Below are 12,875 nucleotides of genomic sequence, written 5' to 3'. Positions count from 1 at the left end.
TCTTTGAACCTTATTTCGGGCGGCCCCAGGGCCCGGCCGGCTTGTCGTCGTCCGGCAGCGGCGGCGGCTCGGCGGCGGAGGACCCGGCAGGCCGGCGATCGGTGGGGAAGCCGAGCCCACGCAGATAGATCAGCACCTCGGCTTCCAGCAGCTCCTCGGGCGACATCGGCAGCTTGCGCCGGGCGGCGTCGCCACGGGCGAACAGCGAGGCGATGCCGTGCGCCATCGACCAGATGTGCAGCGCCATCATCATCGCCGGTGGCCGCGGCACGCCAGGCGGCGCCAGCGCCGCCAGCCGCTCGGCCGCGGCGCGGATCACGCCGAACGCCCGCTCGCCGGCCGCCAGCAGGCCCGCCGTGGAGTCGGCCGGCACACCCGATTCGAACATCGCCGAATAGAACGCTGGCTCCGCGCGGGCGAAAGCGAGATAGGCCTTGCCGACGCGCTCGAACGCCGTAACGGTATCGGGGCGGCCATCGTCCCACGCCGCAGAGAGCTGGGATTCGAACTGCTCGAAGCCGCGCTGGGCGATGCTCGACAGCAACTCGTCGCGGTCGCGGAAGTGACGATAGGGCGCGGCCGGGCTGACGCCGGCCATGCGGGCGGCGTCGGCGAAGGTGAAGCCGGCAGCCCCCTTCTGCGCGATCAGGTCGAGCGCCGCCTGCAGCAGCGCCTCCTTGAGGTTACCGTGATGATAGCCGCGCTCGGCGCGGCGCTGCTCCTTGCGCCAGCTCATGTGAAGGGCTTTTACATGAGCCGGACGAAAAGACGCCAGAGACTTTTCGAACGTGCCAACAGTCGCCGACCACCGCCGAGAGTGACGGAGCGCTTCCGTCCCGGTCCGCGGCGTCGATGAACTTGCTCAGGCGCCTGCGGCTGTCCGCAGTCCTGCGGCCGGCCCCCCGGCGTTCCGGCAGCGCGCAAGCCTGCCCAAATGTAGTTGACTAGGAAACCAAATCCATTTAGTTTCCTTGTCAACCACATGGCGATCACATGACCCCCGTCTCGGACCTGACTGACCATACCGGCTTCTGGATGCGGATGGTGTCGAACGCGGTGTCGCAGGAATTCGCGCGGAAGGTCGCGGCCGAGGGGGTCACGGTTGCGGAATGGTCGTTCATGCGGGCGCTCTACGACCAAGGCCCGATGCCCCCCTCCGTTCTGGCGCAGCGGATGGGCCTGACCCGGGGGGCGGTCAGCAAGCTTGCGGATCGGCTTCTGAGCAAAGGCCTGGTCGCGCGAACGGAGAACCCGGAAGACAAGCGCGGGCACCGCCTCGCTTTGACGGCCGAGGGACGGTTCAAGGTGCCCGTGCTTGCCGCGCTGGCCGATGCGAACGACGCAGCCTATTTCGGCGTGCTCAGCAAAGGCGAGCACCACACGCTCAACCGCCTGCTGAAGGCGCTCGCCGAACGACGCGGCCTCAAGACGATCCCGTTGGACTGAACGCACTCAATTCATCGAAGGACGCCGATATGGACACGGACCGGATTTCCATTGCCAAGACATGCCTCGATGCTGCCCACGATGGCAGCCTGAGCTTTCCGGAAATCGTCGGCCGGCTGATGGCTGCCGGATTCGAGAGCTACACCGTCGACTATCGTTGCAACACCCAGACCTGCTATTTGCCCGACGGCGACCATGCGACGCTCGCGATGCAGCCGTCAGCCGGACGCGTCGCGCCCGCCTTCGATGCCCGGGAGATCGCGCATCTGGTGCGATGGGCGCAGGCAAATCCCGCCGACTACAACTACGTGGCCTTCTGCGAGAAGGCGAAAGCCGCCGGCTGCGCCGGCTACCTTGTGTCGTTTGCCGGCCGCCGCGTGGTCTATTTCGGCCGCACCGCCGAGACGCATGTCGAGCATTTTCCCGCTTGAGAACGTACGCGCGGCAAAGGCCGCGCGTCCTCGCCACTGGAAACTATCCGCCGCCCGGGATCGGCAGCACCGGCATGATCTCGACCCGCTCGCCCGGGAAGATCGCAAAATGCGGATGGTTCACGAACATCTTCGCCGCATCCTCATGCGAGGCGGCGCGGACCACGGTGAACGCGCCCATCTCGTTGGCGATGTCGTTGACGCCGCCCTTGTCGACCCGCTTGGTCTTGCCGAGCGGTCCGCCCATCGCGACGATCGCGTCCTTGTACTGGTCCACCCAGGCATGCCAGGCCGCCATGCCCTGCTGTCCCCTGGCATTGCGCTCCGTCTCGGACAGCGCCTCCCAGGCTTTCCAGGTCGGGCTGGTCTTGCTGCCGAGAAAGACGGCGAGATAGGTGTTGCTGTTGTCGCTCATTGCACTTCCCTCTCCTGCTGTGAAACGGATCGATCAGACACGGCCGGCATGCGGCAGCTCGGCGAAGCCGGCCGCGGCCTGCTGCACCTCCTCGGAAAAGTCCGCCATCTCCTGGACCTGGCGAATCTCGATGATCTCGTTGTCCGAGGCCGGGCACTGCCTGGCCCAGGCGATCGCCTCGTCGCGCGAGGCGACCTCGATCATCCAATAGCCGCCGAGCACCTCCTTGGCCTCCGCGAACGGGCCGTCGGTCACCACAGGCTTGCCGCCCGCGAACGAGACCCGCGCCCCCATCGACGGCGGATGCAGGCCCTCCAGCGTGATCAGCACGCCAGCTTCCTTCAGCGCCTCGTTGTAGCGCATCATCGCCTTGACCCGCTCGGGATCGAGCTCCACGTCGGGCGGCGCGCTCTCATAGCCGAGCGGGATCATCAGCATCATGAATCGCATCCGCGTTTCTCCTCTCCTGATCAGGGTCGCGGTTCAGCCCTTGGCGGCCTGCGCACGCAGCCGTTCGATCCGCGCGCGCAATTCGGGCGTGAACGTCTCGCCGAAATCCTCCGGTGCATAGACCTGCCGGATCTCGATCTGGCCGCTCGGGAACGGCGCGCGCGTCATGTGCGCGATCACCTGGTCGAGCGAGCCGGCCTTGATCATCCAGAAACCGGCGGCGAGATCGCCGGAGAGGTCGAATGGACCGCGCGCGACGCTCGGCGTCCCGTTCGAGAAGTCGATCCGCGCGCCCTTCGCGGTCGGATGCAGGCCCTCGCCCGCCTCCATCATGCCGGCCTTGACCAATTCCTCATTGAATCGGCCCATCGCCGCGAACTCCTCGGTGGTCGGCAGGATTCCGGCTTCCGTGTCCCGGGTCGCCTTCACGATCACCATGAACCGCATGGCTTCTCTCCTGATGCTGTGCGGCAGGACTGCCCTGCCCGCATCAGTAAGACGATCCGGTCCCGGCGCCGCCGACACGCCCTCGCGATTATTTTGACCGGGTTCCCGGTTCAGCCCGCCTCTTGCGGGAACATGTGGAAATAAGGCTGGGCCTCTGCGAGCACCCGCGCCACGGATGGCCGCGCCTTGAGCCGGTCGAGATAGGCTGTGACCCCAGGCAGCCCGTCACCCAGCGGCTCGACTCTGTCGGCGTAGAACAGCGCCGGCAGGGCCGCGCAATCCGCCAGGGTGAACGGGTCGCCCATCGCCCAGCCACGCGGCGGCAGCTCGGCCTCGAGCATCGCGTAGGACGTGCGCAGCCGGCTTCGCGCGTCGGCGACGCCGAGCGGATCGCGGGCATCGGCCGGCCGCAGCCGGTCGAACACGACGGTCTGCGTCGGCATGTGCAGATAAAGGTCGAGAAAGCGATCGCGCAGACGTGTCCGCAAGGCGAGATCGGGATCATCGGGAATGAAGCGCGTCCCGCCCGCATGGTGCTGGTCGAGATATTCGATGATGATGCTCGATTCCGGAATCGTGCGCTGCTCGTCGCGCAGCACGGGAAATTTGCCGACCGGCCACAGCTTCAAGAACGCCGCGCGCTCATCCGCGTCACCGAGATTGATCAGCTTCGGCGTGAACGAAACGTCGTTCTCATACAGCGCGATCAGCACCTTCCAGCAGAACGACGACAGCGGATGATAGTAAAGGGTCAGGGACATCTTAAGCTCCTGATAGGTTGGGTGAGAACAAGTTGTTTGGTCCCGAACGCGCGGCGGCGGGACGGTGCGCTCCCGCGCCCGTTGTTCACGGGAGACGGTTAAGGTGAGAGGCTGGACGCACGGGTGGTGTGAGTCGAAAGACCGGCGCTCCCCGGGGCACGGAACGCGCCGGGAGGTACGGGCTCACACGTCCCGAACGGGGGCGTAGCGCGCGATGACGACGCCGTTGGACAGCGCCCGGCTGTCGATCAGGCGGAGCTTCAAGGCCTGACCCGGCTTGAACAGCGGGCGTCCGGCACCGAGCACGCGCGGATTGATCGCGATTCGAAACTCATCGATCAGGTCGGACGCCACAAGCGTCGAGGCGAGGTCCGCGCTGCCGAACAGGAACAGGTCCTTGGCATTCTCCTGCTTGAGCTTGTCGACCTCAGCCGCGAGCTGCGGACCCAGCAGATGCGCGTTCGACCATAGCAGGCGAGACAGCGTGCGGGAGGCAACATATTTGGGGATGCTGTTCATGAAGTCGGCGGTCACGCCCTTCTCCGTCGGCCAATAGCCGGCCATCAGATCGTAGGTCACCCGGCCGAACAGCAATCCGCCCGCCTCCTGCAGCTGCGTCTCGGAGATCTGCTCTAGCTCCCGGCCCCACACATCCTCGTGCCAGGAGATGTCGCCGTTCGGGCCCGCAACCATGCCGTCCAGCGTCATCATGTTCCACATCACCAGTCTCGCCATCGACGCTCCTCCCTGACTGCTTTCATTTTGCAAGCAGTTGGAGAATGCCCAGACCGGTGCAATATTGCAAGCGGTTTATCTGCGATCCCTGCCCATGAGACCTCGATGTCCGACCTTCAGCGCTCCGGCTGCCCCATCAACCTTTCGCTCGAAGTGGTGGGCGACAAATGGAGCCTCTTGATCATCCGCGACATGATGTTCGGAAATCGCCGGCATTATCGCGAGCTGCTCGGCGGCTCGCAGGAAGGCATCTCCTCGAACATTCTCGCCGACCGGCTGAAGACGCTGCTCGCGGCCGGCATCATCAGCCGTGAGGACGATCCGAGCCACAAGCAGAAGGGCATCTATTCCCTGACCGAGCAGGGCATCGAGCTGTTGCCGATCCTCGCGCAGATGGCGGGCTGGGGTTACAAATATCTGCCGGTCTCGGAGGAACTCGGCATCCGCGCCAGGCTGCTGATGGACGGCGGGCCGAAGATGTGGGCCGAGTTCATGGATGAGCTGCGCGAAATTCATCTCGGCGCGAAAAGACGCAGGAAGTCCGGACCAAGCGTCGGTCAGCGGCTCAGGGCGGCCTACGAGAAGGTGGTCGCCGATAAGAAGGCCGCTTCGGGCAAGTCGTGATCAGACGCTCGCTTGCCGGACACGCGCGCGCGGCGCGCGGATCGCACGCCCTTCGATCATCCGGAACGATGCTCCCGCGTCAGAACCGCGTGTTGTCGGCCCTGTAGCGCGATGATCTGCGCGGCGCGCGCTCGGGGGCCTGCTCGAGCTGCGCGATCGGACGACGATAGGTCTCGGCGCGACGCAGCCAACCCGCCTCCCACACGCGGTTCGAGGGCAGATTGCGCACCCGCTGCTGCAGCACGACCTGCACCGCGTCGGAATATTCGGCGAGCACGGCCTTGGACTCGGTCGTGGTGCCGTTCATCTTGAGCAGCACCTGCTTGAGACCCCAGCCCTGGCGCTGGCCCGTCTCCTTGTCCACGGCGGTCTCGGACGGGTTGGTGCCCTCGCCCTTGAAGTTGATGTAGTCGATCAGCGGATAGAGGTCGTTCGAGGCACGGACGACTCGCGAATACTGCGCGACGATGTGCTCGCGTTCGGCGCTGTCGGGCGTGTTCGCGAGAATCTTGTCCATCGCGCCTTGCGCACGCGCCACCAGGAACTGCGTCTGCTCCGCAATCGTGTCGAGCAGGAACTGCCGCAATTGGCGCATTTGCGGCGAATTGAAATTGCGCTTGAAGTCGGCCCGGCTGGTCCAGGGGCATGCCGGAGTCGGCGTCTTGGCGAGCCATGCAGGCAGCGGCGTCTTGCCCTTGCGCAGAAATGCGATCAGCCCCGGAAAGCCCTCCTCATAAGGCGGCTTCGCGGTGGCCGGATACCAGATGAAATGCCCGATTCCCAGCGAGGCGAATTCTTCACCTGCATTCCACGACGTGATGGCGTCGCGCCGTCCCCCGGCCTCGTTGAGCCAGATCTTGCGGCCGATCATCTGCGCGACGCCGGCCGGCAGCGCGCGCTGAGGCACCGACAGATTCTTCGTGGTCTTGGTCTCGCTCCGCGGCTCTGCCTCGCGTTCGGCCGCGACCGGCTTGGCGGGCTCGGTCGACGGCACCACCAGCTTCGGAGCCGGCGTCTGCGCGTCTGCCGGTCGCCCGACCGTCTCCGGCGCCGCCTTCTGAGGTTGCTGCACCGGCGTGAGGTCGTGGGCAGCCTGCTCGGTCTCTGGCGGCTTCGCAGCAACGCCGCCTTCCGCTCCGGCGGCGACGGACGTCGCGAACCCGAGGACAATGCAGGACAACAGCAACGCGCCGCGCGCGCGCTTCAGGCCGTTGGGCTTGCCTGACAACGCCCGCAGCTCCGTGCTTCTGACGAAGGTGATTCGCTGGCTGATGAATTGATCGCCCATGTCGATGCTACCGAGACTCTCAAACTCTACGCTACCAGTTCCGGATCCGTCCAAGTCACGTCCAAGTCACGTCCGAGACCGACTCGACGGGCAAATCAGCCGATGGCGGGACTGTCCCTGGCACGCGGGATGCGCTTTTTCGGGCTGCGGCGCCGCCGCGCCAGGAAGCTTTTTTCGTGAAGACTTTCAAGTCGATCATCCTTGTCCAGTCCATCCCGTAAAAACATTCTTCGTCTGCTTTTTCCGGAATTCATGGTCTTCTCCCCAAGTCCTGTTCCCGATCGCGAGGGACGTACGGTCGTCACGAACGCGGGGAGCAGTGCGGTGGAGGCGTCGATGTTGCAGCGTGGCGCATGATTCGGAACCGGAAGCCGTTGACGCGTATTGCGCCACAGCTTTCCGACAAGATCATGCTCATATGAGGACACGCAGACGAACAACACGGCACGTACGGCGAAATCGTGTGGTCCTGGCATCCCGACGCTGATGCCGTGTCCGATGCGCGAGCGCATTGTGGCGGAAACGGGGGCAAGACAGCCGGTCTCGCGCGAGCGCGCGTCTAAGCCGTCAGACCATCGCGCAGGGAGGGTCGGGATGTCTCAGCCGAACCTGCGTTCCTGCCCCGTGCATTTTTCCCGCACGGGGGCCATCGGGGCGGCAAGCTCCCGGTCTTCACTGCTCCCTTCGATCGGGAGGGAGGCGAAGGCGAGCATGACTCGGGTGCTTTGAGACCGCGAGAACGCGAACCGATGTGCCCGCTACTACCCCTGGCTGTTTGACAACGCCCACGAACTTCGCTGGCTATACGCATCGCGCGGAGATGGATTGAACGTACACTGACAGATGTGACGGCCTTCACAGCCGATCCGCGCAGCGCATGTTAGGACTCAAGGACGAGAAGAGCCGGACTGCCGGCCCGAGGAGTCGACCCCCGTGACGGAAACATCGACGACGCTGACTGACAAGGTCGCCCTGATCACCGGGGCGGCACGCGGCATCGGGCTGGCGACAGCAAAGAGATTTCTGCGTGAGGGCTGGCGCGTGGCGCTTCTCGACATCGAGAAGACGCTGCTCGACGATGCCACGTCGGCACTCAAATCCCCCGATCGAACGCTCGCGCTGCATTGCGACGTCGCGGACGCGGCGATGGTCGCCGATGCGCTGGCGCGCGTTGCCGGCCGTTTCGGTCGTCTCGATGCGCTGGTCAACAATGCCGGCGTGGCGCGCTTCGCCCCGATCATGGAAACCAGCGAAGCCGACTGGCAACGCATCCTCGACGTCAACCTGACCGGGCCGTTTCTGTGCACACGCGCCGCAGTGCCGCTGATGCGCGAGCATGGCGGCACCATCGTCAACATCACCTCGATTTCGGCCGTCCGCGCCTCCACGCTGCGCTCCGCCTACGGCACCAGCAAGGCGGCGCTGGCGCATCTGACCAAGCAGCTCGCGGTCGAACTCGCGTCCGCCGGCATCCGCGTCAACGCGGTCGCGCCGGGCCCGGTGGAGACCGCGATGGCCAAGGACGTGCACACGCCGGAGATCCGCGCCGACTATCACGACGCCATTCCGCTCAACCGTTACGGCCTCGAGGACGAACTCGCCGAGGCCATCTTGTTTCTGAGCTCCGAACGCTCCAGCTATATCACCGGACAGATCCTGGCCGTCGATGGCGGCTTCGATGCCGCGGGAATCGGATTGCCGACCTTGCGCGGCCAGCGCAGGAACACATGAAACGATGCCGAGCCGGACGCGCATCATCCTGACCCTGCTGCTCGCCGTCCTCCTGTGGGGAATCGCGACGATGCTGGCGCGCGCCGACGTCCGCATCATCTCCTCGCCCGGCGGCGAGGTGGGACCGTTCCTCGACCTGTTCGAGAAGGTGCGCGCTTCCGGCGAGCGCGTCATCATCGACGGCCCCTGCCTGTCGGCCTGCACGCTGGTGCTCAGCGTCGTGCCCGAGGACCGCATCTGCGTGACGCGGCGGGCCACGCTCGGCTTCCACGCCGCACGCTCGGTCGACCGGCGCGGCCACGTTTATGCGGAACCCGAGGCGTCCAAGCTGGTGCTGCAGACCTATCCCAAGCCGGTGCGCGGCTGGATCGAGCGCCGCGGCGGCCTGACGTCGCGGCTGCTCTTGTTGCGCGGGCGCGAGCTCAAGGCGATGTATGCCTCTTGCCGCTAGCGGCCTCACGCCGCGTAGCCATCCGCCGGGGAATTGATCATCCACGGAATGCCGAAGCGATCGACGCCCATGCCGAAGCCCTTCGACCAGAAGGTCTTGCCGAACGGCATGGTGACGGCACCACCTGCGAGCAGCGCGTTGAACTTGCGCTCGGCCTCGGACGGGTCTGCGATCTGGAGCGAAACCGAGATTCCGTGCGGCTTGCCTTGATAATATTCGGGCGGCGAATCCGAGGCCATCAGGACGCCGTCGCCGATCGAGAAGCGGACATGCATGACCCTGTCCTTGTGCTCCGGCGCTGACGGCATCTCCGGCGGCGCCTCGCCATAGCGCATCATCATGTCGACCTTGGCGCCGAGCACCTCGCCGTAGTGTTTCAACGCCTGTTCGCAATCGCCGTTGAACGTCAGATAGGGACAGATCATCGTCATCCTCCTTGGTTGAAAGATCATTCGTCAGCGCGAGAGCGGCAGCAGCGTGCGCAGCCGGCGGTCGCGCAGCCACAAGCCGCCCCACAGCATCAGCCCGAGATAGAGGCCGAACAGGACGTGGCTGAACAGCGGACTGCCGATCCGGACATGCGAGGCGATGGCGCCGCCGAGATAGCCTGTCAGCAGGATCGCGCCGACGAACGCTGTCGGCGGCAGGATATAGAGCACCGTGCAGAGAAGCGTGATGAAGCCGAGCGCACGCGCCATGGCGTCGCTGGCACCATAGCCCATCTGGTCCAGCGTTTCCGTGACGACGGGCAGAGGAACGAGCTTGATCGCGCCGTCGAACAGCAGGAACAGCGTCACCAGCCCGCTCAGGATGCGCCCGCTCCACAATTCGGCGCGCGAGACCGGTTCTTCCAAGGTGATCGTCGTCATCTGCAGCTCCTCCCCCGTGATGCTGCTCCAAGGACGAATGAAGGAGCGTGCCACCGACAGCCCGGTGCAGAATTTTAGATCGAATCTCGGCAGAATTTCACTGGCCGACCCGAGCCCGAGCCGTCGCACCGTCGCGCATCAGCCGGTCGAGCTGCATGCGGATATGCGCGGCCTCCGCCGAGCTGTGCGCCAGCGCGATGGCGCGGTCGAAGGCGGTCCGTGCCTCGTCGGTGCGCCCGAGCTGCATCAGCAGCGCGCCGCGCACACCGAAGAAATAGAAATAGTTGGCGAGCCGCCCTTCGAGCGGCGCGATCAGGTCGAGCGCCGCCTCAGCGCCGCGGACCTTGGACACCGCAACGGCGCGATTGAGCGTCACCACCGGCGAGGGCTGCACCACTTCCAGCGCGCCATAGAGCAGGTCGATCTGGGTCCAGTCGGTGTCCTCCGGGCGCGCGGCGCGCGAATGCAGCGCCGCGATCGCGGCCTGGATCAAATACGGTCCGCTGCGGCGATGGCGCATCGCCTTGTCGATCAGGGCTACGCCTTCCGCGATCATCGGCTGGTTCCACAGCGAACGATCCTGGTCGTCGAGAAGGATCGGCATCCCCTCCGCATCGAAGCGGGCGGCGCTGCGCGCGTGTTGCAGCAGCAGCAACGCCGTCAGCCCCATGATCTCCGGCTCGCTCGGAAAAAGGCGCAGTAGCAGCCGCGCCAGCCGGATGGCCTCCTCCGACAGCGGCTGGCGCAGCGCAGCGGTCTCGCCGCTGGCCGAATAGCCCTCGTTGAAGATCAGGTAGATCATGGCGGCGACCGCGGTCAGGCGCTCCGAGCGCTCCACCGCGCCCGGCGTCTCGAACGGCACGTTCGCCTGGGCGACGCGCGCCTTGGCCCGGGTGATGCGCTGCTCCATCGCGGTCTCGCCGACCAGAAAGGCGCGGGCGATCTGCTTCACCGTCAGCCCAGACACCACGCGCAGCGCCAGCGCGATCTGCTGGGTCGCCGGCAGGTCCTTGTGGCAGCAGATGAACAGCAGGCGGAGGATGTCGTCGCGATAATGCGAGCCGTCGAGCCGGTCGGCCAGCGCGCTCTCGGCATCGTCGAGATCGGAGATCGCCTCGTCCTCCGGCAGCGGCTGCTCGCGGCGGACGCGGCGGACATCGTCGATGGCAGCGTTGCGTCCGACCATGATCAGCCAGGCCGCGGGATCGCGCGGCGGCCCGTTCTGCGGCCAGCTCTTCAGAGCGCGCAGGCAGGCGTTCTGGAACGCCTCCTCCGCCGTGTCGAGGTCGCGGAAATAGCGCAGCAGCGCGCCGACGGCCTGGGGACGTGCTGATGTCAGGGCTGCATCGATCCAGGCCGCGTCGCTCATGCCAGCGCTCCGCCCGGCCTGAACGTGCCGACGGGACGGATCTCGTAGGAGCCGCCGGGATTGGCCTCGCCGAGCTCGCGCGCGACCTCGAGCGCCTCGTCGAGATTGGCGCAGTCGACGAGATAGAAGCCGAGCAATTGCTCCTTGGTCTCGGCGTAGGGACCGTCGATGACCAGCGGCGGATCCTCCTTCCGGAAGGTCGTCGCGGCCGTGGTCGGCAGCAGCCGCGCCACCGGCCCGAGCCGCCCCTGCTTGGCGAGCTTCTCCTGCACAACGGCAAGCTTGGCCATGACGGCGGCGTCCTGGTCCTTGCTCCAGGTGCAGACGACATCCTCGTCATGATAGCAGAGCAGCGCATACAACATCGGAAGGCATCTCCATTCGTCTTCAAGACGGCGGAGTATGCCCGGAGCCGACAGACCGGCGAAGAATTTTCGCCGGTTCCGTGGGTCGGAACGACCGGCCTACCAGGAGATACCGTACTTGGCCGCGATGTTGCGCGCCCGCGTCTCCTGCGCGCTCTCGCGCGGCTGCTTGGCCCGGCCGGCCTGGCGCTGCGACTGGCCTTGACCCTGACCTTGGCCCTGACCTTGCCCTGCGGCACTTTGACCACCAGCACCTTGCGCCATGCCGGGCGCGGCGCCCTGCTGACTGCCGGCCTGCGGCTGACTGCCGCCCTTGCCGATGGAAATGCCGTTGGCCGACAGGATCGAGCCGACGTCGATGGTCTGGGCCTGAGCCGGGACTTGGGCCGAGGCGGATGCGATGACGAGAGCAGTGGCGAGAAGCAATTTGCGCATGGCGATGTCTCCGTGTTGATGGCTGGAGATTGGCCTGCCCGCACGATCTGGTATGTGGAACACGTCACATAAGCTCGAGGACCCTCCGATGACCAAAGGCGCGCTGGCGCTCCTGATCCATGGCGGCACCGACAACTGGTCGCCGCAGCGCTGGAAGGCGCGTTTCGACGACGTCTGCGGCGACCGCCCGGTGGTGCTGCTGCCCGATGCCGCGCTCGATCCGGCCGACGTGCATTACGCGGCGGTCTGGAAGCCGGTGCCCGGCGAGCTCGCCGGCTTCCCGAACCTGCGCGCGATCTTCAACCTCGGCGCCGGCGTCGACGCGCTGATGGCCGACAAGACGCTGCCGAGCGTGCCGCTGGCGCGCGTCGCGGTCGACGATCTCACCGCGCGGATGACCGAATATGTCGTGATGCACGTGCTGATGCATCATCGCCAGGAGCTGTATCTGCGCGAGTCGCAGCGGTTGAAGCGCTGGGCGCCGAAGTACCAGTGGCCGGCGGCCGCGATCGGCGTCGGCGTTCTCGGACTGGGCACGCTCGGGATCGACGCGGCCGAGGTGCTCAAGCGGCTGGGCTTCCAGGTTGCCGGCTGGAGCCGCAGCGCCAAGCAGGCCGACGGCATCGAATGCTTCCACGGCGCGGCGCAGCTCGATGCGTTCCTGGCGCGGACCGACATCCTGGTGTCGCTGCTGCCGCTGACGCCGGATACGCGCGGCATTCTGGATCGCAGGATGTTCGCGCGGCTTCGCCGCAGCTCGCCGCTCGGCGCCCCCGTCCTGATCAATGCCGGCCGCGGCGGCCTGCAGAACGAGGCCGACATCCTCGCCTGCCTCGACGACGATACACTCGGTTCGGTCTCGCTCGACGTGTTCGGCCAGGAGCCGCTGCCGGCCGACAGCCCGTTCTGGACCCACCCGAAGGTGGTGCTGACGCCGCACAACGCGGCCGACACCGACGCCGACGCGATCTCGCGCTACGTCGCCGAGCAGATCGCGACCTTCGAGGCCGGCGGAGCGCTGCGCAACCTGGTCGATCGCGTCAGGGGATATTGAAACG

General features: G+C 66.2%; 19 protein-coding genes. 6 read left to right on the top strand and 13 right to left on the bottom strand.

The window, feature by feature from the left end; genetic code table 11:
- Positions 1 to 10: 10 nt before the first annotated feature.
- On the bottom strand, positions 11 to 736 hold the full coding sequence (locus tag ACQR1H_RS04270) for a TetR/AcrR family transcriptional regulator (RefSeq protein WP_315802584.1): 726 nt from the start codon (positions 734 to 736) through the stop codon (positions 11 to 13).
- Between the two features lie 257 nt (positions 737 to 993).
- Here ACQR1H_RS04270 and ACQR1H_RS04265 point away from each other — a divergent pair, with 257 nt between their 5' ends.
- Positions 994 to 1,446, top strand: coding sequence for a MarR family winged helix-turn-helix transcriptional regulator (locus ACQR1H_RS04265; protein WP_434907205.1), 453 nt, complete (start codon positions 994 to 996; stop codon positions 1,444 to 1,446).
- Between the two features lie 29 nt (positions 1,447 to 1,475).
- Positions 1,476 to 1,877 carry a DUF1398 domain-containing protein gene (locus tag ACQR1H_RS04260; RefSeq protein WP_315802582.1) on the top strand — a complete coding sequence of 134 codons (402 nt, stop codon included), beginning with the start codon at positions 1,476 to 1,478 and terminating at the stop codon, positions 1,875 to 1,877.
- 43 nt (positions 1,878 to 1,920) lie between these two features.
- Here the strand turns inward: ACQR1H_RS04260 and ACQR1H_RS04255 are convergent, their stop codons facing one another.
- The 5 genes from ACQR1H_RS04255 to ACQR1H_RS04235 all read right to left on the bottom strand — a co-directional run bounded on the left by ACQR1H_RS04255 (position 1,921) and on the right by ACQR1H_RS04235 (position 4,685).
- Positions 1,921 to 2,292, bottom strand: a complete 372-nt coding sequence (locus tag ACQR1H_RS04255; protein WP_434907204.1) for a hypothetical protein — start codon at positions 2,290 to 2,292, stop codon at positions 1,921 to 1,923.
- A gap of 33 nt (positions 2,293 to 2,325) precedes the next feature.
- The gene (locus tag ACQR1H_RS04250; RefSeq protein WP_434907203.1) at positions 2,326 to 2,742 is read right to left on the bottom strand and encodes a YciI family protein; all 417 of its coding nucleotides are present in this window, start codon (positions 2,740 to 2,742) and stop codon (positions 2,326 to 2,328) included.
- 33 nt (positions 2,743 to 2,775) lie between these two features.
- Entirely contained in the window at positions 2,776 to 3,189 is a 414-nt protein-coding gene (locus tag ACQR1H_RS04245) for a YciI family protein (RefSeq protein ID WP_434907202.1), read from the bottom strand.
- Between the two features lie 110 nt (positions 3,190 to 3,299).
- Positions 3,300 to 3,950 (bottom strand): glutathione S-transferase family protein, encoded by a 651-nt coding sequence (locus ACQR1H_RS04240; RefSeq protein ID WP_434888145.1) that lies wholly within the window; start codon positions 3,948 to 3,950, stop codon positions 3,300 to 3,302.
- Between the two features lie 183 nt (positions 3,951 to 4,133).
- Complete coding sequence (locus ACQR1H_RS04235; protein WP_434907201.1) at positions 4,134 to 4,685, bottom strand: dihydrofolate reductase family protein; 552 nt, start codon at positions 4,683 to 4,685, stop codon at positions 4,134 to 4,136.
- A gap of 105 nt (positions 4,686 to 4,790) precedes the next feature.
- Here ACQR1H_RS04235 and ACQR1H_RS04230 point away from each other — a divergent pair, with 105 nt between their 5' ends.
- On the top strand, positions 4,791 to 5,309 hold the full coding sequence (locus ACQR1H_RS04230; protein ID WP_434907200.1) for a winged helix-turn-helix transcriptional regulator: 519 nt from the start codon (positions 4,791 to 4,793) through the stop codon (positions 5,307 to 5,309).
- A gap of 79 nt (positions 5,310 to 5,388) precedes the next feature.
- Here the strand turns inward: ACQR1H_RS04230 and ACQR1H_RS04225 are convergent, their stop codons facing one another.
- A complete protein-coding gene (locus ACQR1H_RS04225; protein WP_434907199.1) occupies positions 5,389 to 6,597 on the bottom strand; it encodes a hypothetical protein in 1,209 nt (402 codons plus the stop codon).
- A gap of 95 nt (positions 6,598 to 6,692) precedes the next feature.
- Positions 6,693 to 6,851 (bottom strand): hypothetical protein, encoded by a 159-nt coding sequence (locus tag ACQR1H_RS04220; protein WP_434894598.1) that lies wholly within the window; start codon positions 6,849 to 6,851, stop codon positions 6,693 to 6,695.
- A gap of 679 nt (positions 6,852 to 7,530) precedes the next feature.
- Here ACQR1H_RS04220 and ACQR1H_RS04215 point away from each other — a divergent pair.
- Together ACQR1H_RS04215 and ACQR1H_RS04210 are read left to right on the top strand one after the other, a co-directional pair.
- Positions 7,531 to 8,328, top strand: coding sequence for an SDR family NAD(P)-dependent oxidoreductase (locus tag ACQR1H_RS04215; RefSeq protein WP_434899429.1), 798 nt, complete (start codon positions 7,531 to 7,533; stop codon positions 8,326 to 8,328).
- Between the two features lie 4 nt (positions 8,329 to 8,332).
- Complete coding sequence (locus tag ACQR1H_RS04210; RefSeq protein WP_434894600.1) at positions 8,333 to 8,779, top strand: hypothetical protein; 447 nt, start codon at positions 8,333 to 8,335, stop codon at positions 8,777 to 8,779.
- A 5-nt stretch (positions 8,780 to 8,784) separates the two neighbouring features.
- Here ACQR1H_RS04210 and ACQR1H_RS04205 read toward each other — a convergent pair whose 3' ends face one another.
- The 5 genes from ACQR1H_RS04205 to ACQR1H_RS04185 all read right to left on the bottom strand — a co-directional run bounded on the left by ACQR1H_RS04205 (position 8,785) and on the right by ACQR1H_RS04185 (position 11,817).
- Positions 8,785 to 9,204, bottom strand: coding sequence for a VOC family protein (locus ACQR1H_RS04205; protein ID WP_434894601.1), 420 nt, complete (start codon positions 9,202 to 9,204; stop codon positions 8,785 to 8,787).
- Positions 9,205 to 9,234: 30 nt separating this feature from the next.
- A complete protein-coding gene (locus ACQR1H_RS04200) occupies positions 9,235 to 9,648 on the bottom strand; it encodes a DoxX family protein (protein ID WP_434907198.1) in 414 nt (137 codons plus the stop codon).
- Positions 9,649 to 9,745: 97 nt separating this feature from the next.
- The gene (locus tag ACQR1H_RS04195; protein ID WP_315802571.1) at positions 9,746 to 11,017 is read right to left on the bottom strand and encodes an RNA polymerase sigma factor; all 1,272 of its coding nucleotides are present in this window, start codon (positions 11,015 to 11,017) and stop codon (positions 9,746 to 9,748) included.
- The gene (locus tag ACQR1H_RS04190) at positions 11,014 to 11,382 is read right to left on the bottom strand and encodes a YciI family protein (protein ID WP_315802570.1); all 369 of its coding nucleotides are present in this window, start codon (positions 11,380 to 11,382) and stop codon (positions 11,014 to 11,016) included. Before ACQR1H_RS04190 ends, ACQR1H_RS04195 begins: the two co-directional genes overlap by 4 nt.
- A 99-nt stretch (positions 11,383 to 11,481) precedes the next feature.
- On the bottom strand, positions 11,482 to 11,817 hold the full coding sequence (locus ACQR1H_RS04185; protein ID WP_434907197.1) for a hypothetical protein: 336 nt from the start codon (positions 11,815 to 11,817) through the stop codon (positions 11,482 to 11,484).
- 88 nt (positions 11,818 to 11,905) lie between these two features.
- On the opposite strand from ACQR1H_RS04185, the gene ACQR1H_RS04180 reads away from it, so the two are divergent.
- Positions 11,906 to 12,871, top strand: coding sequence for a 2-hydroxyacid dehydrogenase (locus tag ACQR1H_RS04180; RefSeq protein WP_434907196.1), 966 nt, complete (start codon positions 11,906 to 11,908; stop codon positions 12,869 to 12,871).
- Positions 12,872 to 12,875: the final 4 nt, after the last annotated feature.

The sequence above is a fragment of the Bradyrhizobium sp. HKCCYLRH2015 genome, assembly GCF_051168215.1.
Lineage (GTDB): Bacteria > Pseudomonadota > Alphaproteobacteria > Rhizobiales > Xanthobacteraceae > Bradyrhizobium.
The sequence above is the reverse complement of the archived record's forward strand: the minus strand, read 5'-3'. Positions and strand labels throughout refer to the sequence as shown.

Excerpts from the sequence above, each read along its gene's own strand:
- ACQR1H_RS04225 (WP_434907199.1), bottom strand. The coding sequence starts at position 6,597 with ATGGGCGATCAATTCATCAGCCAGCGAATCACCTTCGTCAGAAGCACG.
- ACQR1H_RS04270 (WP_315802584.1), bottom strand. The coding sequence starts at position 736 with ATGAGCTGGCGCAAGGAGCAGCGCCGCGCCGAGCGCGGCTATCATCAC.
- ACQR1H_RS04260 (WP_315802582.1), top strand. The coding sequence starts at position 1,476 with ATGGACACGGACCGGATTTCCATTGCCAAGACATGCCTCGATGCTGCC.
- ACQR1H_RS04255 (WP_434907204.1), bottom strand. The coding sequence starts at position 2,292 with ATGAGCGACAACAGCAACACCTATCTCGCCGTCTTTCTCGGCAGCAAG.
- ACQR1H_RS04180 (WP_434907196.1), top strand. The coding sequence starts at position 11,906 with ATGACCAAAGGCGCGCTGGCGCTCCTGATCCATGGCGGCACCGACAAC.
- ACQR1H_RS04245 (WP_434907202.1), bottom strand. The coding sequence starts at position 3,189 with ATGCGGTTCATGGTGATCGTGAAGGCGACCCGGGACACGGAAGCCGGA.
- ACQR1H_RS04220 (WP_434894598.1), bottom strand. The coding sequence starts at position 6,851 with ATGAATTCCGGAAAAAGCAGACGAAGAATGTTTTTACGGGATGGACTG.
- ACQR1H_RS04200 (WP_434907198.1), bottom strand. The coding sequence starts at position 9,648 with ATGACGACGATCACCTTGGAAGAACCGGTCTCGCGCGCCGAATTGTGG.
- ACQR1H_RS04265 (WP_434907205.1), top strand. The coding sequence starts at position 994 with ATGACCCCCGTCTCGGACCTGACTGACCATACCGGCTTCTGGATGCGG.
- ACQR1H_RS04205 (WP_434894601.1), bottom strand. The coding sequence starts at position 9,204 with ATGATCTGTCCCTATCTGACGTTCAACGGCGATTGCGAACAGGCGTTG.
- ACQR1H_RS04235 (WP_434907201.1), bottom strand. The coding sequence starts at position 4,685 with ATGGCGAGACTGGTGATGTGGAACATGATGACGCTGGACGGCATGGTT.
- ACQR1H_RS04185 (WP_434907197.1), bottom strand. The coding sequence starts at position 11,817 with ATGCGCAAATTGCTTCTCGCCACTGCTCTCGTCATCGCATCCGCCTCG.
- ACQR1H_RS04195 (WP_315802571.1), bottom strand. The coding sequence starts at position 11,017 with ATGAGCGACGCGGCCTGGATCGATGCAGCCCTGACATCAGCACGTCCC.
- ACQR1H_RS04190 (WP_315802570.1), bottom strand. The coding sequence starts at position 11,382 with ATGTTGTATGCGCTGCTCTGCTATCATGACGAGGATGTCGTCTGCACC.
- ACQR1H_RS04210 (WP_434894600.1), top strand. The coding sequence starts at position 8,333 with ATGCCGAGCCGGACGCGCATCATCCTGACCCTGCTGCTCGCCGTCCTC.
- ACQR1H_RS04230 (WP_434907200.1), top strand. The coding sequence starts at position 4,791 with ATGTCCGACCTTCAGCGCTCCGGCTGCCCCATCAACCTTTCGCTCGAA.
- ACQR1H_RS04250 (WP_434907203.1), bottom strand. The coding sequence starts at position 2,742 with ATGCGATTCATGATGCTGATGATCCCGCTCGGCTATGAGAGCGCGCCG.
- ACQR1H_RS04240 (WP_434888145.1), bottom strand. The coding sequence starts at position 3,950 with ATGTCCCTGACCCTTTACTATCATCCGCTGTCGTCGTTCTGCTGGAAG.